Origin of the sequence: Streptomyces canus 299MFChir4.1, assembly GCF_000383615.1 — a bacterium.
GTDB lineage: Bacteria > Actinomycetota > Actinomycetes > Streptomycetales > Streptomycetaceae > Streptomyces > Streptomyces canus_C.
In genome coordinates this window covers 284,976-304,206 of record NZ_KB911584.1, presented here as the reverse complement: position 1 = coordinate 304,206, position 19,231 = coordinate 284,976, and the positions used below count along the sequence as shown (strand labels likewise).

At 71.6% G+C, this 19,231-nt stretch carries 18 protein-coding genes; 14 read left to right on the top strand and 4 right to left on the bottom strand.

Annotation, left to right across the window (positions count from 1 at the left end; genetic code table 11):
* Positions 1-35: 35 nt before the first annotated feature.
* Complete coding sequence (locus tag H293_RS0109445; protein ID WP_020117627.1) at positions 36-707, bottom strand: lysophospholipid acyltransferase family protein; 672 nt, start codon at positions 705-707, stop codon at positions 36-38.
* 371 nt (positions 708-1,078) lie between these two features.
* Here H293_RS0109445 and H293_RS0109440 point away from each other — a divergent pair, with 371 nt between their 5' ends.
* The 3 genes from H293_RS0109440 (at position 1,079) to H293_RS0109430 (ending at position 3,373) form a co-directional block, all read left to right on the top strand.
* Positions 1,079-2,245, top strand: a complete 1,167-nt coding sequence (locus H293_RS0109440; RefSeq protein ID WP_020117626.1) for a glycerophosphodiester phosphodiesterase — start codon at positions 1,079-1,081, stop codon at positions 2,243-2,245.
* A 75-nt stretch (positions 2,246-2,320) separates the two neighbouring features.
* Positions 2,321-2,827: a sigma-70 family RNA polymerase sigma factor gene (locus H293_RS0109435; protein WP_020117625.1), complete on the top strand. Its 507-nt coding sequence runs from the start codon at positions 2,321-2,323 to the stop codon at positions 2,825-2,827.
* A gap of 45 nt (positions 2,828-2,872) precedes the next feature.
* Entirely contained in the window at positions 2,873-3,373 is a 501-nt protein-coding gene (locus tag H293_RS0109430) for a GNAT family N-acetyltransferase (protein WP_020117624.1), read from the top strand.
* Between the two features lie 35 nt (positions 3,374-3,408).
* On the opposite strand, the gene H293_RS0109425 is transcribed toward H293_RS0109430, so the two are convergent.
* The gene (locus tag H293_RS0109425; RefSeq protein WP_028807694.1) at positions 3,409-3,843 is read right to left on the bottom strand and encodes a hypothetical protein; all 435 of its coding nucleotides are present in this window, start codon (positions 3,841-3,843) and stop codon (positions 3,409-3,411) included.
* Positions 3,824-4,183 (bottom strand): hypothetical protein, encoded by a 360-nt coding sequence (locus tag H293_RS0109420; protein WP_028807693.1) that lies wholly within the window; start codon positions 4,181-4,183, stop codon positions 3,824-3,826. The genes H293_RS0109425 and H293_RS0109420 overlap by 20 nt, the downstream gene beginning before the upstream one ends.
* 69 nt (positions 4,184-4,252) lie before the next feature.
* Between H293_RS0109420 and H293_RS0109415 the strand changes: the two genes are divergently transcribed.
* The 9 genes from H293_RS0109415 (at position 4,253) to H293_RS0109375 (ending at position 16,422) form a co-directional block, all read left to right on the top strand.
* Complete coding sequence (locus H293_RS0109415; protein ID WP_020117621.1) at positions 4,253-4,903, top strand: HAD family hydrolase; 651 nt, start codon at positions 4,253-4,255, stop codon at positions 4,901-4,903.
* 321 nt (positions 4,904-5,224) lie between these two features.
* The gene (locus H293_RS0109410) at positions 5,225-6,256 is read left to right on the top strand and encodes a methionine ABC transporter ATP-binding protein (protein WP_020117620.1); all 1,032 of its coding nucleotides are present in this window, start codon (positions 5,225-5,227) and stop codon (positions 6,254-6,256) included.
* Complete coding sequence (locus H293_RS0109405; RefSeq protein WP_020117619.1) at positions 6,253-6,978, top strand: methionine ABC transporter permease; 726 nt, start codon at positions 6,253-6,255, stop codon at positions 6,976-6,978. The genes H293_RS0109410 and H293_RS0109405 overlap by 4 nt, the downstream gene beginning before the upstream one ends.
* Before the next feature lie 65 nt (positions 6,979-7,043).
* The gene (locus tag H293_RS0109400; RefSeq protein WP_020117618.1) at positions 7,044-7,874 is read left to right on the top strand and encodes a MetQ/NlpA family ABC transporter substrate-binding protein; all 831 of its coding nucleotides are present in this window, start codon (positions 7,044-7,046) and stop codon (positions 7,872-7,874) included.
* Positions 7,875-8,029: 155 nt separating this feature from the next.
* Positions 8,030-8,668, top strand: a complete 639-nt coding sequence (locus H293_RS0109395; protein ID WP_020117617.1) for a GNAT family N-acetyltransferase — start codon at positions 8,030-8,032, stop codon at positions 8,666-8,668.
* A gap of 118 nt (positions 8,669-8,786) precedes the next feature.
* Positions 8,787-9,998: a precorrin-6y C5,15-methyltransferase (decarboxylating) subunit CbiE gene (cbiE, locus tag H293_RS0109390; RefSeq protein ID WP_020117616.1), complete on the top strand. Its 1,212-nt coding sequence runs from the start codon at positions 8,787-8,789 to the stop codon at positions 9,996-9,998.
* A 379-nt stretch (positions 9,999-10,377) separates the two neighbouring features.
* Positions 10,378-14,157 (top strand): nicotinate-nucleotide--dimethylbenzimidazole phosphoribosyltransferase, encoded by a 3,780-nt coding sequence (gene cobT, locus H293_RS0109385; protein WP_020117615.1) that lies wholly within the window; start codon positions 10,378-10,380, stop codon positions 14,155-14,157.
* A 140-nt stretch (positions 14,158-14,297) separates the two neighbouring features.
* On the top strand, positions 14,298-15,539 hold the full coding sequence (cobA, locus tag H293_RS0109380; RefSeq protein ID WP_020117614.1) for a uroporphyrinogen-III C-methyltransferase: 1,242 nt from the start codon (positions 14,298-14,300) through the stop codon (positions 15,537-15,539).
* Between the two features lie 64 nt (positions 15,540-15,603).
* On the top strand, positions 15,604-16,422 hold the full coding sequence (locus H293_RS0109375) for a TrmH family RNA methyltransferase (protein WP_020117613.1): 819 nt from the start codon (positions 15,604-15,606) through the stop codon (positions 16,420-16,422).
* A gap of 58 nt (positions 16,423-16,480) precedes the next feature.
* On the opposite strand, the gene H293_RS49280 is transcribed toward H293_RS0109375, so the two are convergent.
* Entirely contained in the window at positions 16,481-17,896 is a 1,416-nt protein-coding gene (locus H293_RS49280) for a serine/threonine-protein kinase (protein WP_020117612.1), read from the bottom strand.
* A gap of 196 nt (positions 17,897-18,092) precedes the next feature.
* On the opposite strand from H293_RS49280, the gene H293_RS0109365 reads away from it, so the two are divergent.
* Both H293_RS0109365 and H293_RS0109360 read left to right on the top strand, forming a co-directional pair.
* A complete protein-coding gene (locus tag H293_RS0109365) occupies positions 18,093-18,368 on the top strand; it encodes a hypothetical protein (protein WP_007380750.1) in 276 nt (91 codons plus the stop codon).
* A gap of 196 nt (positions 18,369-18,564) precedes the next feature.
* Positions 18,565-18,747 carry a hypothetical protein gene (locus H293_RS0109360; protein WP_028807692.1) on the top strand — a complete coding sequence of 61 codons (183 nt, stop codon included), beginning with the start codon at positions 18,565-18,567 and terminating at the stop codon, positions 18,745-18,747.
* The last annotated feature ends 484 nt before the right edge of the window (positions 18,748-19,231 follow it).

The following is a 19,231-nucleotide window of genomic DNA, read 5'->3' as shown; positions in this document are numbered from 1 at the left end:
AGAAGCCCCACGGACCCGCGCCGACGACGAACCGGCTACGCAGCCTTCGCCTTCGTCGCATACATGTCCACGTACTCCTGCCCGGACAACCGCATGACCTCGGTCATCACCGAGTCCGTCACGGCCCGCAGCACATAGCGGTCCCGGTCCATCCCGTCGTACCGCGAGAACTCCATCGCCTCACCGAACCGAACCGTCACGCGCCCCGGGCGCGGCATCCCCGCACCCCCCGGCTGCAGCTTGTCCGTGCCGATCATCGCGAAGGGGACCACCGGCGCACCCGTCATCAGGGTCAGACGGGCGATGCCCGTACGCCCCCGGTACAGCCGGCCGTCGGGCGAGCGGGTCCCCTCGGGGTAGATCCCGAAGACCTTCCCCTCCTCCAGGACCCGTCGCCCGGTCATCAGCGCGGCCACGCCACCGCGGCCGCCGTCGCGGTCCACCGGGATCATGCCGACGCCGATGAAGAACCAGGCCATGAACCGGCCCTTGAGGGACGTGCCGGTGACGTACTCGTCCTTGCCGATGAAGAACACCTGCCGGTCGCAGACCAGCGGAAGGATCATCGAGTCGATGAAGGTGAGGTGGTTGCCGGCCAGGATGACCGGACCGTCGCCCGGGATGTGCTCCGCGCCCTCCACCCGTAGGCGGAACATCAGGCGCATGATCGGTCCGAGCACTGCCTTGATGAGCGCGAAGCGGGACAACGGGCCCTCCGGTGTCAAGAGAACGACCAGGGAAACTGTATGAGTCTGTGCAGGTGAGGACATTACTCGCGGCTCGGGGGGTCGTGCACATCGGGCGCCCGGGGTTCACCGAGGTCTTACGCACTGTTGACACTCGTTTACCTGCGGTTGAACCCCGTTGCCTCCCGGAAACCCGGGCGGAACGATGTGACGGAGGTCGCCCCGACCGACGCGTACCCCGCCTCTCGGCCATGAAGCCGACGAACCATCAGACATCTGTTCCCATACGACATCCCGCGTCACCTGTGTGTTCCGCCGGAGGTCTCCCGCCCGTCACGGACCCCGACCTACGATCGGCCCGCATCGAAGAGGCGACGGCAGGAGGGGTCCCCATGGGATCGCAGGACGACCACACGGACGGCACCGGACGACGGGCACTTCTCGGGGCCGCGATGTTCGGCGCCGGGGGAGCGGTCCTCGGCCTCTCCGGTACGGCGAGAGCCGCGACCGCCGGATCCGCCGGGCACGGCGGCGGGCTGAAGAGCCTGCCCGTGCCGACGATCATCGGCCATCGGGGTGCCAGCGGCTACCGCCCCGAGCACACCTTCGGCTCCTACCAGCTCGCCCTCGACCTGGGCGCCGACGTCGTCGAGGCCGGCGACCTCGTCCCCACCAGGGACGGTCACCTCGTCTGCCGCCACGAACCGGAGATCGGGGGTACGACCGACGTCGCCGACCACAAGGAGTTCGCCGACCGCAAGAGGACCAAGGTCCTCGACGGCGTCTCCACCACCGGCTGGTTCACCGAGGACTTCACGCTCGCGGAGCTCAAGATGCTCCGCGCGATCGAGCGCCTCCCGGCCAACCGCCCGCACAACACGCTCTACAACGGCCGCTGGGAGATCCCCACCTTCGAGGAAGTCCTCAAGTGGCAGGACGAGCAGACCCGCAGGCGCGGCAAGCAGGTCTGGATCTACCCCGAGACCAAGCACCCCACCTACTTCCGGGGGCTCGGCCTGGGCCTTGAGGAGCGGGTCGCGAAGCTGCTGCACAAGCACGGCAAGGCCAGGCGCGACTCCCCGGTCATCCTCCAGTCCTTCGAGCCGACCAGCATCCAGCGTCTGAACAAGCTCGTCGACAACCCTCTGGTCGTCCTCCTGTCCGCCGCGAACACCCGCCCCTGGGACTTCGTCGCGACGGGCGACCCGCGCACCGTCGCCGACCTGATCACCCCCAAGGGCCTCAGGGAGATCGCGGGCTACGCCCAGGGCATCGGCCCGACCCTCGACCTGGTCATCACGAAGAAGGCCGACGGCAGCCTAGACAAGGAGACCACCCTGGTCGCCGACGCGCACAAGGTCGGGCTGATCCTGCACCCCTACACCATGCGCAACGAGAACCCCTTCCTGCCGGCGGAGTACCGCAAGGGCACGGGCGCGGACGCCTACGGAGACGCCTTCGGCGCGTTCAAGCGGTACTTCGCCACCGGCATCGACGGCGTCTTCACCGACAACGCGGACACCGGAGTCCTGGCGCGTCAGGACGTCGTCAACGGCTGAGCCGGCGGCCCCCGATGGGGGTGACTTACGGCCGCCCGGGCAACCCACGACCCGGGCAGCCGTGTCGTACCGCATATGACGCCCGACCTGGTCACCACCCTGCGCCCGCTGCTCACCGCCGAGGCCTCCGCGGAGGCACATGCCTCCGGTACGGAACCCGCCGATCTGGAACAGGCGGTCTGGCTCCGCCTCCTGGAGCACCTGGAAACCCAGGGCCCGCCCCTCGACCCGCCCGGCTGGCTCCGCCGCGCCGTCCGCTCCGAGTCCCGCCGCAGCCGTCGTACGACCCGCCTCGAACGGCCCTACGACACCGAGCCCGCGGCCGACGCCGACCGCACCCCCGAGCAGCTCACCCTCGCCGCGGCCCGGCGCAGGGCCCTGCACGACGCGGTACGCCGGCTGCCCGGCCGCTGCCCCTCGCTGATCGCGGCCCTCCTGTCCCCGAGGGACCTCACCTACCGCGAGATCGCGGGGGAGTTGGGTATCTCACAGGGCAGTCTTGGTCCGGAACGTTCCAGATGCCTGGGATGTCTGCGACGACTGCTTGCACCGGAGGTTGCGACACGCCGAACGCGGGGATAGGAGTGGGGGACAACAGGCGATCAGGTGAGCGGGAGGCGTGCGCACATGGGCATGAGCGTGACCATCTCTGCGGCGGCCGAGCAGGACGCGGAGCAGATCTTCAGGCTGCAGTACCTGTGCTTCCAGAGCGAAGCGGCGCTGTACGGCAACTACCGCATCGATCCGCTCGTCCAGACCCTGGACTCGGTCCGTGCCGAGGTGGCCTCGGACTGTGTCTTCGTGGCCCGCCTGGGAGACGAGGTGGTCGGCTCGGTCCGCGGCCGGGTCACCGAGGACGGCTCGGCCGCCATCGGCAAACTCTGCGTCCACCCGCGCCTCCAGGGCCACGGCATCGGCGCCCGTCTCCTCCGGGCAGCCGAATCCGCCCTCGCGGACGACCGCGGCGCCACCAGCTTCCGCCTCTTCACCGGCCACCGCAGCGAGGGCAACCTCCGCCTCTACCGCAAGGTCGGCTACCAGACGGTGGGCACGTCGGAGGGCGGCGCGGACGGGGTCCCGATGATCGTCCTGGAGAAGCCGGCGGGCACATACGCGGCTACGGCCTGACGATTGCATTTACGGCCGGATGCCGCCCAAGAACCTCAGGCGGCATCCCCCGTGGGCGCACCTTTCCGCAACCAGTAAATGGCGGAAAGCGGCAGGAGTACGGGGATGAAGAGGTACCCGATCCCGAAGTCCGACCAGACCGTGGCATCCGGAAACGCCGAAGGCTCCACCAGCGTCCACGTGCCGACGGTCAGCACACCCAACAGCTCCACGACACAGCACACCAGCGCCGCCTTACGCGCCGTCTCCCCACCCCGCACCAGCGAGTACGTGATGAACCCGTAGACCACCCCGGCCACGGCGGACAGCGAATAGGCAAGCGGCGCCCGGTCGAACTCCGTGGAGATCTGCACGGCCGACCGCGACACCGCCCCGACCACCATCACGCCGTACAACCACACCAGCAGCGTCCCCGGCCCACTGGTCAGCCGCCGCCGGCCCCCGCTCACGTCAGCTTCCCCAGATGTCATAGAGCCGCACCTCCAGAACGGCCAGCACCACACCGCCGGCGGCAACCGTCACCGATCCCCACCGCGTCCGCTCCGCGAGCGACATGAACCCCGCCGCCGGCACACACGCGAACGCCCCCAGCAGATAGGCGACGAAGATCGTCGTCCCCTGCTCCGGCTTCTCGCCCCGTGCGAGCTGCACGATCCCGACCACCAACTGGACCAGCGCCAGCACCGACACCACGGCCATCCCGATGAAGTGCCAGTCCTTGGTCGGCTCGTCACGGTAGGCGGCCCAGCCGCACCAGGCGGCCAGCAGCAGCGCGGCGACGCCGGTCACCAGCGTCAGGGCATCAAACATGCGGCGAGCCTATTACGGCGCAAAAGGCCTGATGCGGCCGCCCCCGCCCGGCACCGTAGGGTCGAAGGCATGAAGATCCAGGCCGAAGCCCTCCTGTTCGACAACGACGGAACGCTCGTCTCCTCCCTCGAATCCGTGCACCGCTGCTGGACACGCTGGGCGGCGGAGTTCGGCATCACCGCGGAGGCCTTCGCACAGGTCGAACTGCACGGGCGCCCGGCCGTCGAGATAGCGGCGGACCTGCTCCCCGCCGATGTCGTGCCACGGGCCCTCGCGCGGATCGAGGAGTTGGAGGTGGAGGACGTGCCCAACGGCGGTGTTCATCTGCTGCCCGGAACCGCGGCCTTCCTGGACTCCCTGCCCGCCGACCGCTGGGCCGTCGTCACCTCCGCCACCCGCCGGCTCGCCGAGGCCCGGCTCGAAGCCGTCGGCATCCTGCCCAAGACCCTGGTCGCCGCCGACGACGTCACCCGCGGCAAGCCCGACCCCGAGCCCTATCTGCTCGCCGCCCGCGAACTCGGCGTCGACCCGTCCCGCTGTGTCGTCTTCGAGGACGCCCCCGCCGGCCTGCGCGCCGGGCGTGCCGCGGGAATGACCACCGTGGCCTTGACCACAACCCACCAGGCCCACGAGCTCCACGCCGACCTGGTGGTGGAGAACCTGTCGGCCTTGTCGGCCCTGGTCACTGCCGGGAACGTGGACATCTCCGTCCGGTCCTGACACCTGTCCACTGCTGTCCACTATTCGGACAACAGGTTCTTGGTCGCTCCCATACGTCTGCTTTACTGATCGCATGACCACGACGAGCTGCCGCACCCTTGCGACCGAGGCGACCCTGACGCCCGGTGCTCGTTGTATGTGTCGAATGTGCGCCTGTTAGAGGGCCCCCGCACCACCCCTTGAGCCTCGCGCCCCGAAGCGAGCCGCCCCGGCACGTCCGTACGCCGTGAACGCCGTACGCGACCCATGTGCCCGCGCACGACTTCTCTCCCGTACCGGGGCACACCCACGCCCGGGTACTCGACAGTGACGGAAACCCCAGTGATCACGACAACAGGCCTGACCAAGGTCTACCGCTCGCGCGGCCGTGAGGTCACCGCCCTGGACGGCGTCGATCTGCATGTCCGCGAAGGCGAGGTGTACGGCGTCATCGGCCAGTCCGGCGCCGGCAAGTCCTCGCTCATCCGCTGCGTCAACCTGCTGGAGCGCCCCACCGCCGGCACCGTGACCGTCGCCGGACAGGACCTCACCGCCCTCGCGGGCCGCGGCCAGCGCGCCGGCAAGGAGCTGCGGCAGGCGCGCAGCCGTATCGGCATGGTCTTCCAGCACTTCAACCTGCTGTCCACCCGGACGGTCCGGGACAACGTCGAACTGCCGCTGGAGATCCTCGGCAAGTCCGGCAAGGAGCGCTCCCGCAAGGCACTCGAGCTGCTGGACCTCGTCGGACTCGCCGACCAGGCGGGCGCCTACCCGGCCCAGCTCTCCGGCGGCCAGAAGCAGCGCGTCGGCATAGCCCGCGCCCTGGCCGGCGACCCCAAGGTGCTCCTGTCCGACGAGGCCACCAGCGCCCTCGACCCCGAGACCACCCGCTCGATCCTCCAGCTGCTGCGCGACCTGAACCGGCAGCTGGGCCTCACCGTCCTGCTCATCACCCACGAGATGGATGTCGTGAAGTCGATCTGCGACTCGGCGGCGCTGATGGAGAACGGCCGCATCGTCGAGTCCGGCACGGTCAGCGAACTGCTCGCGACCCCCGGCTCCGAACTGGCCTCCGCGCTCTTCCCGGTCGGCGGCACCGCCACCGGCGAGGACCGGACCGTCGTCGATGTCACCTTCCAGGGGGACGCGGCCACCCAGCCCGTCATCTCCCAGCTCTCGCGCACCTACAACATCGACATATCGATCCTCGGTGCCGCCATCGACACCGTCGGCGGCCTCCAGGTCGGCCGGATGCGCATCGAACTGCCCGGCCGCTACGAGGACAACGTCGTGCCCGTCGGCTTCCTGCGCGAACAGGGCCTGCAGATCGACGTCGTCGGTGAGCAGCAGCTGGTGAAGGAAGGTGCCAAGTGACCTGGTCCGAGATGCAGCCCCTGCTGGAGCAGGCGTGTTGGGACACCCTCTACATGGTCGGCTGGTCCACCCTCATCGCCGTCGTGGGCGGTCTGCCGCTCGGTGTCCTGCTCGTCCTCACCGACCGGGGCGGACTCCTCCAGAACGTCGTCGCGAACAAGGTCATCGGCCAGGTCGTGAACGTCGCCCGCTCGATGCCGTTCATCATCCTGATGGTCGCGCTCATGGGCTTCACCCGCTCGATCACCGGCACGACCATCGGCCGCGAGGCCGCGATCGTGCCGCTCGCCATCGGCGCGATCCCGTTCTTCGCCCGCCTCGTCGAGACGGCTGTCCGCGAAGTGGACGGCGGGCTGGTCGAGGCCGTGCAGTCGATGGGCGGCAACACCTGGACCATCGTCGGCAAGGTCCTCGTACCGGAAGCGCTGCCCTCGCTGATCGCCAGCACCACCACCACGATCGTCGCGCTCATCGGCTACTCGGCGATGGCCGGCACCGTCGGCGCCGGCGGCCTGGGAGACATCGCCATCCGCTACGGCTACCAGCGCTTCGAGACCCAGCTCATGTGGATCACCGTCGCGATCCTCGCCGTCGTCATCTCGCTCATCCAGTTCGCCGGCGACTTCACGGCCCGCTCGCTGCACCGCCGCGGCGGTCGCTCCGGCCCGGCGCCGAAGCTTCGGCTGCTGAAGGCCTCGACGGCGGACACCAAGACCGTCTGACCCCTCCCGGATTTTCCCGCGCACCCCTCGCGGGATCGCTGCACCCAAAAGGAAAGGCACTTTTCGTGCGTAACACCGCAAAGCTCAGCACCGCCGTCCTCGCCGCCGGAGCCCTCACCTTCGGGCTCAGCGCCTGCGGTTCGTCCGGCTCGGGCTCCGCCTCCGACACCAGCGGACCGCTGGTCGTCGCCGCGAGCCCCACCCCGCACGCCGAGATCCTGAACTACATCAAGGAGCACCTGGCGAAGAAGGCGGGCCTCGACCTGGAGGTCAAGGAGTTCCAGGACTACATCGTGCCGAACACGGCGACCGAGGACGGCTCGGTGGACGCCAACTACTTCCAGAACCAGCCGTACCTCGACGACTTCAACAAGAAGCGCGGCACGCACATCGTGCCCGTCGTCACGGTGCATCTGGAGCCGCTCGGCCTCTACTCCCACAAGGTGAAGAGCGCCGACGCCCTGAAGAGCGGGGCGACCGTCGCCGTTCCGAACGACGCCGTCAACGAGGCCCGCTCCCTGAAGCTGCTCGCCGCCAACGGGCTGATCACGCTCAAGGACGGCGTCGGCAGCGAGGCGACGCCGCGGGACATCACCAAGAACCCGAAGAACCTCAAGTTCAAGGAGGTCGAGGCGGCCCAGACCGTGCGCTCCCTCGACGACGTGGACGCGGCGGTCGTCAACGGCAACTACGCCATCTCCGCCGACCTCAAGCCGGCCAAGGACGCCCTCGTCCTGGAGTCCGCCAAGAACAGCCCCTACGGCAACTTCCTCGCGGTCAAGGACGGCAACCAGGACGACCCGCGCGTGAAGAAGCTCGCCAAGCTCCTCACCTCCCCCGAGGTCACGAAGTTCATCGAGGACGAGTACGCCGGTTCGGTCATCGCGTCCTTCTGATCGGCGTAGCCACCGGCGCGTATACGACGTATCGCCACGCACGGGGTCCACTCGCTCACCACCTGTGGGCCCCGTGATGCGGTTCGGTGCTTTCATGCTGCATGCTGGGCAGTTCAGCAGGCCCCGCAGGTTTTCCGACGGTTACGGAGTGGCGCATGAGTGGCAGCTTCCCCAACATCTCCATCAGCACGGAGCGGTTGGTGCTGCGCCCCCTGGACGAGGACGACGTGCCCGCGCTGGCCGAGATGATGAACGACGAGCAGGTGGGGGCCTGGACCGACGTGCCCCAGCCCTACAGCGAGGACCAGGCGCACGGTTGGATCACGCAGCACGCGCCGGCCGAGCGGGAGTCCGGTCGCGGCATCAACTTCGCCGTCACCGAGTTCCTCACCCAGCGCCTGGTCGGCGTCGTCCAGCTCGCGAAGACCAACTGGCACGTCCGCTCCACGGAGCTGTCGTACATCATCGCCCCCTGGGCCCGCGGCGAGGGCTACGCCTCCGAGGCCGCGCTCGCCACCGCCCACTGGCTGTTCACCGACCAGAAGTTCGAGCGGATCGAGCTGCGCACGGCGGCCGACAACACCGCCTCCCAGCAGGTCGCCCAGAAGATCGGCTGCATCAGCGAAGGTGTCCTGCGAGGCGCCTGCATAGCGCACGTCCGCGCCGACGACGGCACCTGGAGCGATGTCCGCACCGACTTCATCGTGTGGAGCCTGCTGCCCGAGGACCTCGACGGAGCGGGCGACCGGCTGGCCGACACGGACGGCTTCACGACGTACTCCGACTGGAACTGACCGGATTCGGACTCGGGCCGGCGAAAGCGCTCCCGAGGCGCAGCGGGTACCCTCACGGAGCCCCCCGCGGGCTGCCCACCGACGACAACCTGCGCACACCCCTGGAGACTGAGAGACGATGGCCGACCGGGTCACGGTGATCGGCTGGGACGGCTCGCCGCTGACCGCCGCGGCACGCTCCGCCCTCGGCGCCGCCACGTTGGTCGCGGGCGCCGCCCACCACCTCGCACTCCCCGAGGTGCCCCCCACCGCCGAACGCATCCGCCTCGGCAGCGTCGCCCTCGCCGCCCGCCGTATCACCGGCCACCGCGGCACCGCGGTCGTGCTCGCCGACGGCGATCCCGGGTTCTTCGGAGTCGTACGGACCCTGCGCGCACCCGAGTTCGGCCTGGAGGTCGAGGTCGTCCCCGGTGTCTCCTCGGTCGCCGCCGCGTTCGCCCGCGCCGGTATGGCCTGGGACGACGCCCAGGTGGTCGTCGCCCACCGGCGCACCCTGCGCCGCGCGGTGAACGTGTGCCGGGCCCACCCCAAGGTCGCCGTCCTCACCTCGCCCGGCGCCGGCCCCGCCGAACTCGGCCTGCTGATGGAGGGCGTCCACCGCACCTTCGTCATCTGCGAGGAGCTGGGCACCGACCGCGAACAGGTCACCGTCGTCACCTCCGACAAGGCCGCCGACCACACCTGGCGCGACCCCAACCTCGTCATCGTCATCGGCGGCACGGCCGCCGTCACGGAGGACGGCGGCTGGATCGCGGGCCGTGACCCGGCCGCCACGCCCCGCGGCTGGACCCTGCCCGCCGAGGCATACGGCGGCCTCATGGGCGAAGGCGAACTGGAACCGCTCCGCGCGGCCCAACTCACCCGACTGGGACCGCGCGTCGGCGACCTCGTGTGGGACATCGGCTGCGGCAGCGGCGCCTTCGCCACCGAGGCCGCCCGGGCCGGGGCCGCCGTCATCGCCGTCGACCGCGACCTGAGGGCCTGCGAGCGCACCGAGGCCAACGCCCGCGCCTTCGGACTCCAGGTCCAGATCGTCCCCGGCACCGCGCCGCACGTCCTGGAGAACCTGCCCGAACCGGACGTCGTCCGCGTCGGCGGCGGGGGAGTGGCCGTGGTCTCCGCGGTCGCCGACCGGCGTCCGCAGCGCATCGTCGCCCACGCGGCCACCCGCGACGAGGCCGAACTCGTCGGCCGGGACCTCACCGAGCACGGCTACCGCGTCGAGTGCGCCCTCCTCCAGTCCGTCGAACTCGACACCCGGGCCTGGACGGAGACGGAACGGAGTGTCGCGTTCCTGCTCAGCGGGGTCCTGCCGGACCGTACGGCCTGACGCCGCTCGTCGCGCTTGCGCCGTCCCCGTGATCCTGTTGTCGTACTGCGCGCGGTAGGCTGGCCGACCGTTGTACCGCTCCCGGCCGACCGGCATTCGTTCGTCAATGTCCGGAAAGCGCGCCCGTTTTGGGATGGGGTGCGGTACGGCAGAACCGGAGGACGCGCAACGTGGCGCAGTCCACAGTGGGCTGTCGCGGATCAACCTGTCGCGACGGGAGAACGGCCGGGACAATGCCAGTTAATGGCTTTGTCGTCTTTCTCGGCAGGCCGTTCGTGCCGCTGGGCACGCACGCTCGTTCTTCACTGCGGGGGCGGTCGGTGCGCAGTCCCCCGGTGAGCGGGTTGTAGAAGCACTAACCGATGGGCGAGGGGTACGCATGACCGACACCGGCCAGGTTCCGGGCGAGGGACTGCCGGAGAACGCAGGCATGGTGGAACAGCCCGGCGTTCCCGCGCCGGGTGCGTACACCTACCTCTCCGAGACCACCGCCGAGGACGAAGACCTGTTGCTGCTGCCGGGCGCCCAGAGCCCCTGGGGCAACGAGGTCGCCCCGCCCGCCCCGGAGCCGGTCGTCGAGACCGTCCACGAGCCGGGCCCGCACGAGATGGCCGGCCGGGACAGCGGAGTGCACGATCTGAGCGCGGTCCGTACACCGCAGGTCCAGGCTCCTACGGTGCCGATCCCGCCCATCACGCCCCGTCGGCCGCTGCACCTCGGGCCGCCGATCCCCGACGCCTCCGCGAGCCCGGTGCGCTCCCTCGCCGACCGCGGCCCCGCGGGCGCGCCGGTACGCCAGCCGGCCGCGCCCGGCCCCGGCCCCGAGTACTTCGAAGCCCCGCAGCCGCAGGGCGCGGTCCCGTGGGGCGCCCCGGCCCAGACCGCCGTCCAGGTGCCGGTGAGCACGGTGGCCCCGGCTGCCGAAACGGTTGTTCCGGCGCCGGTACCGGTGGCCGCGGCGGAGGCCGCGGTGGGCCACCTCGCCTCCGAGGAGGACGGCGCCGAGTACGAGGCCGCGGTGGCTCCGGTGCCGGATGCCGAGCCGGTCGCCGAGGCCGCGCACGTGCCGGTGGCCGAAGCGGGCCAGGTCTTGGCCGACGGTTCCGGGGCGGACGGAGCTCAGCCACAGGTGCCGGGAGACGGTTCCCTGCCCGATGAGGTTCAGCCCGCTCCCGCTGCCGACGCGGACGCGCCTGGCGCCGACACCGCTGCGGTGGCCACGGACGAGGAGGCCCAGGTGGGCGAGGCGGCCGAGCAGACGCCCGTGCCCGAGGCCCTCGTGTCCGAGCCCGTGGTGTCCGAGCCCGTCGTGGCCGAGACGGAGGTCGCCGGAGCCGAGTCGGTCGCGGAGGGACAGGAGGCGGTGGCCGCCGTCGTCCCGCAGGCTGGTGTCGCGCCGGAACCGGTCGCGCCGGAAGTAGTCGTTCCGGACATGGTGACGGCCGAGGACGTGCCCCAGGAACCGGTAGTGGCTCCCGACGCCGCCCAGGAAGCCGTCCCAGCCCCGGAAACCGCCGCCCCCGAAACCGCACCCCCCGCCGGGGAAGCCGTCGCCGTGGCCACCCCGGACGCCCCCGAAGCCGTAGCCCTCCAGGCGCCCGCGGAGGTGGAACAGGCCCCGCAGCCGGCGGACGCTGTCACCGCACCGGCCGAAGAGCTCCCCGCACTCGCGGAGGACGACTCGGCCGCGGAGGCTTCCGAGCCGCTCACCGCGGAGGCTCCCGAGCCGCTCCCCGTCGAGGAAGCGGTGCCCGTCGAGCAGGCGGCACCGGCGTTCGAGCAGGCCCAGGAGCCTGCCCCCGCCGCCCAGTCCACCGGGGAGCCGCAGCCGCCCCACGTCGTCCCCGCCCCGGATCTTCTCCAGCCCGCCCCGCAGGACCCCGTCCAGGAAGCGCCGGAACCCGTCGCTGCGGACGCCGCCGACATCGACGTACAGCCGATGGACCCGACGGTTCCGGCGGACGGGGTCCAGCAGTCGGAGCCCGCCGCGCCGGCGGAGTTCCCGTCCACCCCGGACCAGGCGCCGCAGGGGCCGCAGGCTCCCTCGCCCCAGCCCTTCCTGGCCGAACTCCCTGACGCCCAGCCCCAGTTCGCGACCCCCGGTTCCGCCGAGGTGCCCGTCGTCCTGCCCGCGGGAGTTCCCCTGGAGCCCCAACCGGGTCAGCCCCTCGGTGAGTTCGTGCCGGTGGATGGAACGGTGCCGACGACCCCGCACCTCGCGCCGACCCCGCCCCACCCCCTGTCGCTCCCCACGGACGACACCCCGCAAGCCGTGGTCCCGGCCCCGCGTGACGCGGTCGGCGGCCCCCAGCTCGCCCAGCAGGCGGACGACCTGGACACCCGGGCGGCCGATCAGGAAGACCAGCAAGACCAGGAAGAGCAGGAAGCGAGCACGGCTCCCGTGGCAGAAGCACGACAGTCCACGGGCCCCGCCGCGCCCGCCTACGACGACGCCGAGCGCGAGGCCGTCCTCAAGGTCATGCGGGAGCGCCGCGACATCCGCAACGGCTTCCGCAGCGACCCGATCCCGCACGAGGTGCTGCTCCGCGTCCTGGAGGCCGCCCACACCGCGCCCTCCGTCGGCCACTCGCAGCCGTGGGACTTCGTCGTCATCCGCTCCGCCGAGACGCGCGCGGCGATGCAGGATCTGGCCCAGCGCCAGCGCGAGGCGTACGCCAAGTCGCTGCCCAAGGGCCGGGCCAAGCAGTTCAAGGAACTGAAGATCGAGGCCATCCTCGAGACCCCGGTGAACATCGTCGTCACCGCCGACCCCACCCGCGGCGGCCGCCACACCCTCGGCCGGCACACCCAGCCGCAGATGGCTCCGTACTCCGCCGCGCTCGCCGTGGAGAACCTGTGGCTCGCCGCCCGCGCCGAGGGCCTCGGCGTCGGCTGGGTCAGTTTCTTCGACGAGCGCGAGATGGTCCGTGCGCTGGGGCTGCCCGAGCACCTGGAGGTCATCGCGTACCTGTGCGTCGGGTACGTCGACGAGTTCCCGGACGAGCCCGAGCTGATGCAGGCCGGCTGGTCCAAGCGCCGCCCGCTGTCCTGGGTCGTGCACGAGGAGACGTACGGCCGCCGCGCCCTGCCCGGCGAGGAGCCGCACGACCTGCTCGGCGAGACCGTCGCCCAGATCCGCCCGCTGGACGCCAAGGCGCTCGGCGAGGCCTGGGAGCGCCAGAAGCGGATGACCAAGCCGGCCGGTGCGCTCGGCATGCTGGAGATCATCTCCGCCCAGCTGTCCGGGCTCTCCCGGCAGTGCCCGCCGCCGATCCCGGAGCCCGCGGCCGTCGCGATCTTCGCCGGTGACCACGGCGTGCACGCCCAGGGCGTCACCCCCTGGCTGCAGGAGGTGACGGCCCAGATGGTCGCAAACTTCCTCGGCGGCGGCGCGGTCTGCAACGCCTTCGCCGGCCAGGTGGGCGCCGAGGTGTGCGTGGTCGACGTCGGCGTGGCGTCCGAACTCCCGGCCACCCCCGGCCTGTTGCCCCGCAAGATCCGGGCCGGCACGTCCGACATGACCACCGGCCCCGCGATGACCCGCGAGGAGGCCAAGCAGGCCATCGAGGTCGGCATCGAGACCGCGCGCGACCTGGTCGCGGCCGGCAACAAGGCGCTCCTCACGGGCGAGATGGGCATCGCGAACACCACCGCCTCCGCCGCCCTGATCTCCGTCTTCACGGGCACCGACCCCGCCGAGGTCACCGGCCGCGGCACCGGCATCAACGACGAGACCCTGGCCCGCAAGACCGAGGTCGTCCGCCGCGCGATCGAACTCCACCAGCCGGACCCCGCCGACCCGATCGGCGTCCTGGCGGCGATCGGCGGCTTCGAACACGCGGCGATGGTGGGCCTGCTGCTCGGCGGCGCCTCCCTCCGCACGCCGGTCATCCTCGACGGGGTCAGCGCGGGCGCCGCCGCCCTGGTGGCCCGCGCGATCGCCCCGGAGGTCCTCGCGGCCTGCATCGCGGGCCACCGCAGCGCCGAACCGGGTCACGTGGCCGCCCTGAACAAGCTCGGCCTGCGCCCCCTGGTCGACCTCGACCTGCGTCTCGGCGAGGGCACGGGCGCCCTGCTGGCCCTGCCGCTGGTCCAGAGCACGGCGCGGGCCATGCACGAGGTCGCCACGTTCGACTCGGCGGGTGTCACCGAGAAGTGACCCCGCGGCCGGGGTGGGGTACGCGCTCCTGCGTGCACCCCACCCCGGCCGTACGCTGAACCCATCTCTAAAATCTGCACGTCAGGGCTGCTCCGGCGCCGTAGCACCCATCGCCTTGCCAGGACGAGGAGCCGCACCTCATGGCCGAACACCCCGCCTACCCCGTAGGCCTCCGCCTCACCGGCCGCAGGGTCGTCGTCCTGGGAGGCGGTCAGGTCGCCCAGCGCCGCCTGCCCGCCCTCATCGCGGCGGGCGCGGACGTCCTCCTGGTGTCCCCCGAGGCCACCCCTTCGGTGGAGGCGATGGCGGACGCGGGCGAGATCGCCTGGGAGAAGCGGCCCTACCGCGAGGGCGACCTCGCGGACGCCTGGTACGCCCTCATCGCCACCAGCGACCCGGAAGCCAACACGCGGGCCTCCGCCGAGGGCGAGCGCCACCGCGTCTGGTGCGTCCGCTCCGACGACGCCGACGCCGCCACCGCCTGGACCCCGGCGACGGGCCACAGCGAGGGCGTCACGGTCGCCGTGCTCACGACCAGCGCGAAGGGCCGCGACCCCCGCCACACGGCGGCCGTACGGGACGCGGTCGTCGAGGGCCTGCGCGACGGCACCCTCGTCGCCCCCCACCACCGCACCCGCACCCCCGGCGTCGCCCTCGTCGGCGGCGGCCCGGGCGACCCCGACCTGATCACGGTCCGCGGCCGTCGCCTGCTCGCCGAGGCCGACGTCGTCATCGCCGACCGCCTCGGCCCCCGCGACCTCCTCGCCGAACTCCCGCCGCACGTCGAGGTGATCGACGCGGCGAAGATCCCGTACGGCCGTTTCATGGCCCAGGAGGCCATCAACAACGCCCTGATCGAGCACGCCAAGCAGGGCAGGTCGGTCGTACGGCTGAAGGGCGGGGACCCCTATGTCTTCGGCCGGGGCATGGAGGAGCTGCACGCCCTCGCCGAGGCCGGCATCCCCTGCACGGTCGTTCCCGGCATCTCCAGCTCGATCTCGGTCCCGGGCGCGGCCGGCATCCCGGTCACCCACCGGGGCGTGGCCCACGAGTTCACGGTGGTCAGCGGCCACGTGGCGCCGGACGACGACCGCTCCCTGGTCGACTGGCCCTCCCTCGCCAAGCTCACCGGCACCCTCGTGATCCTCATGGGCGTCGACAAGATCGGCCGGATCGCGGAGACCCTGGTCGCCCACGGTAAGTCGCCCGACACCCCGGTCGCCCTGGTCCAGGAGGGGACGACGGCCGCCCAGCGCCGGGTCGACGCCACTCTGGCGACGGTCGGCGAGGTGGTCGTCGCCGAGGACGTGAAGCCCCCGGCCGTCATCGTCGTCGGCGAGGTCGTCGCCGTAGGACCGCGGGTGTCGGAGCCCTCGGAGTAACCCGGGGTAACACAACCCGCTCCCAGCCGTTGGCACCGCTCCCAGGACAAGGCAGTATCACTCTGTGGCCGATCTCATCACCGTCGAGGATCCCGACGACCCGCGCCTGCACGACTACACGGGCCTGACCGACGTCGAACTGCGCCGCAAACGCGAGCCGGCCGAGGGCCTGTTCATCGCCGAGGGCGAGAAGGTCATCCGCCGGGCGAAGGACGCCGGCTACGAGATGCGCTCCATGCTGCTGTCCGCGAAGTGGGTCGACGTCATGCGCGACGTCATCGACGAACTCCCCGCCCCGGTGTACGCCGTCAGCCCGGAGCTCGCCGAGCAGGTCACCGGCTACCACGTGCACCGCGGCGCGCTCGCCTCCATGCAGCGCAAACCGCTGCCCACGGCGGCCGAGTTGCTCCAGACCGCCCGGCGCGTGGTGGTCATGGAGTCGGTCAACGACCACACCAACATCGGCGCGATCTTCCGCTCGGCGGCGGCGCTGGGCATGGACGCGGTGCTGCTGTCGCCCGACTGTGCCGACCCCCTGTACCGCCGCAGCGTCAAGGTCTCGATGGGCGCGGTCTTCTCCGTCCCCTACGCCCGCCTCGACAGCTGGCCCAAGGGCCTGGACTCGGTCCGCGAGGCCGGCTTCACCCTCCTCGCGCTCACCCCGGACGCCAAGGCCAAGACCCTCGACGAGGCCGCCCCGCACCGGATGGACCGGGTCGCCCTGATGCTCGGCGCCGAGGGCGACGGCCTGACCACCCAGGCCCTGGTCGCCGCCGACGAATGGGTCCGCATCCCGATGGCGCACGGCGTCGACTCCCTCAACGTGGGAGCTGCGGCCGCGGTGGCCTTCTACGCGGTGGCCACGGGACGACCGCAGACCTGACCAGCGGGGTCCCCGTCCACTCCGGCCCCTGTGCCCTACGACGGGCCCGGCGGCGTGCTCAGTCCGTGCCGACGCCGGCCGGCCGCTGCGGCGGTACCCGGTCCGGCGACGCGTGCACCTGTCCCTGCCGCTGCTCCCGTACGACGCCGTCGCCGCCTAGTCCGCGCGACGGTCCCTGGCAGCCCTGGGCCGCGGCGATGCCGAGCGCCACAAGCAGGGTCACGACGACGAACACGAACAGCCGCTGGCGCAGGAGGCGCGGGTTCGCGGGGCGCAGCCCCGACTTGGTGTTCCTGGGCGCCGGGCGGCCCGTACCGCTGCGCGGCGCGGGCCGGCTTCCGCTGCCGGAGCGGGTCGTGTTCCGCGAGGAGGAGGACGGGGTGGGCCGGGGGCCGGAGCGGGAGGAGGGCACGCCAGTGCCACGCGGGGTGCTGCCGCCGCGTGACGGAGCACCGCCTCGCGCGGCGGCCTGGCCCCGGGTCTGTCCGGAACCGCGGGCCTGGGAACCTCCCTGGGAGCCGGACGGGCCGGGCTGTCCCTGGGGGCGTCGCTGGGCGGCCCGCTCCGGGTAGGTGTCGGTGATGCGTCCGGTGGGCCGGTCCGCCTCGCCGGCGCGCGGGGCCGGCGGGCGCAGATCCGGCAGGCCCTGCGCCTCGCGGGCCGCGATCTCCTTGAGCCGCAGCGACAGTTGGAGAGTGCTCGGCCGCTCCTCGGGGTCCTTCGCCAGACAGGCCCGGATGAGGGGGGCGACCGCGTCGGGCACGCCGTGCAGCTGCGCCTCCTCGTGCACCACGCGGTACAGCATCACCTCGGAACTGCCGTGTCCGAAGGGCGAGTCGCCCATCGAGGCGTACGCAAGGGTCGCGCCCAGGGAGAACACGTCCGTGGCCGGCGTCACCGCGGCGCCGCGCACCTGCTCGGGCGCGAGGAACCCGGGGGAGCCGACGGCGGTGCCGACATGGGTGAGGGTGGAGGCTCCGGTCGCCCAGGCGATGCCGAAGTCGATGATCCGGGGGCCCTTGGGGGAGAGGAGGATGTTCGACGGCTTGAGGTCGCGGTGCACGACCCCCGCCTCGTGCACGGCGACGAGCCCCTCCGACAGGGCGGCCCCGATGGAGGCGACCTCGGCGGCGCCGAGGGAGCCCTCGTCGGCGACCTTGTCGTGGAGGGAGGGGCCGGGCACGTACTGGGTGGCGAACCACGGACGGTCCGCTTCCAGATCGGCCGCGACCAGCCGGGCGGTGCAGCCGCCGCGGATCCGCCGGGCCGCGGAGACCTCGCGCGCGAATCGTGACCGGAACTCCTGGTCCTCGGCCAGGTCAGGCCGGATGACCTTCAGCGCGACCCGCTGCCCCTTGCGGTCGGAGCCCAGGTAGACGACTCCCATCCCCCCGGCGCCGAGCCGTCTGTGAAGCCTGAACGAGCCGACGACGCGCGGGTCCTCGCGCCTCAGGCGCATCATCGCCATGTTCATCCCCGCTGCCCGGTCCGTGTGACGAGCCACAGCTTACGTTTCCGCGGGCCGCCGCGCGCAGAGGCCGCGCCCTCTCGTCCCGATGGATTGTCAGTGCCGGGTGGGAGAATTGAAGGGTGGTCAGGGAGCCGGAGGGCGGGCGGACTTCGGTTCGGATGTGATCCCAACCACCCGTCGCAGAAGGGGGATTGAACCCGTGAAGGGTGATCGCGTGGAGATAGTCGTGGACGCAGGGGACACGACGCGCACCTACGAGGTGGTGGCGAGCAGGGCGGGCCGCCGGGTGGAGACGGCGGTACGACGAGGTGTCGTGGAAGTGAGCGAAGTCACGCGGAACGGATCGGTGGTGCGTACGGCCCGTTTCATGGCAACCCGGGTGCTCGCTCTGGTGGAGCAGCCGGTGCCGCGCGAGGACAGCTCGGAGAAAGCGGGGCAGACCGGGCGACCCCTCCGGGAAGACCCGGAGACCTAGGTCCTCGTCTCCACCCACGGGAGTACTCCGCTGGTGATGGCTCATCCTCGGGGAGGCCCGGCAATCGGTACGAGGGCATGACGTGCGGGGAGCCCCTGAGGCCTAGATTTGAGGTCAAGCGGCGGGTGCAGCACTCGTCCCCCGAGGTCAGACACCCGCCGCTGCCCACGACAACAGAACGGTCAGGAGAGGGACCATGGCTCTTACGGCACCGCGGGCACTGTCCCGCACACGTCAGCCCCGCCGTACGGGTCGTCGCCACCCGCTGGTGGCGACGCTGATGGCCCTTCCTCTGGCGGTCCTGCTCCTCGTCGTCTTCGACGGCTGGGAGACAGTGGCCACACAAGCGTCGTCCGTGGGAGTGATGCTGGGGCGCTGAGCGGCGCCCCAGGCCCGGAAGAGCGGTCCGGGCGGGGACATCAACCCATGAAACCCCGTGGGGACGGGGGTGCGGCGGACGGCAAAATGCCGGCGCAGCTGGGGAGCTGCGCCGGCATTGCGTTTCCCTCCGGGGGTTGGGCGGTGTCTTGTTCTGGTGCGGGTTCGGTGGGGGCGGGCGTTTTTGCGCAGTTCCCCGCGCCCCTGGATGCCTGCGGCGCAGCTGCGGGCCCGGTGGGGGCTTGTGTAGCGCGTGCGGTGTGGTTTGGGGTCGGGGCCGGGGTGGGGGGTATCCGTCCTCGGTCCGGCGGTTGCTGCTGCTTAAACGGTGCCCTGTAACGGACGCCGGCCGCTGCGGGCGGACACCCCCCACCCCGTCCCCTTGCCGCCGTACGCGGCTACCGGCCCGTGGTGGCGCGCGGTCGCGGCGGAGGAGATGGGGAACGGTCCGTCGTGGCGCCGGTGACTGTAGCTCCCTAGGGGCG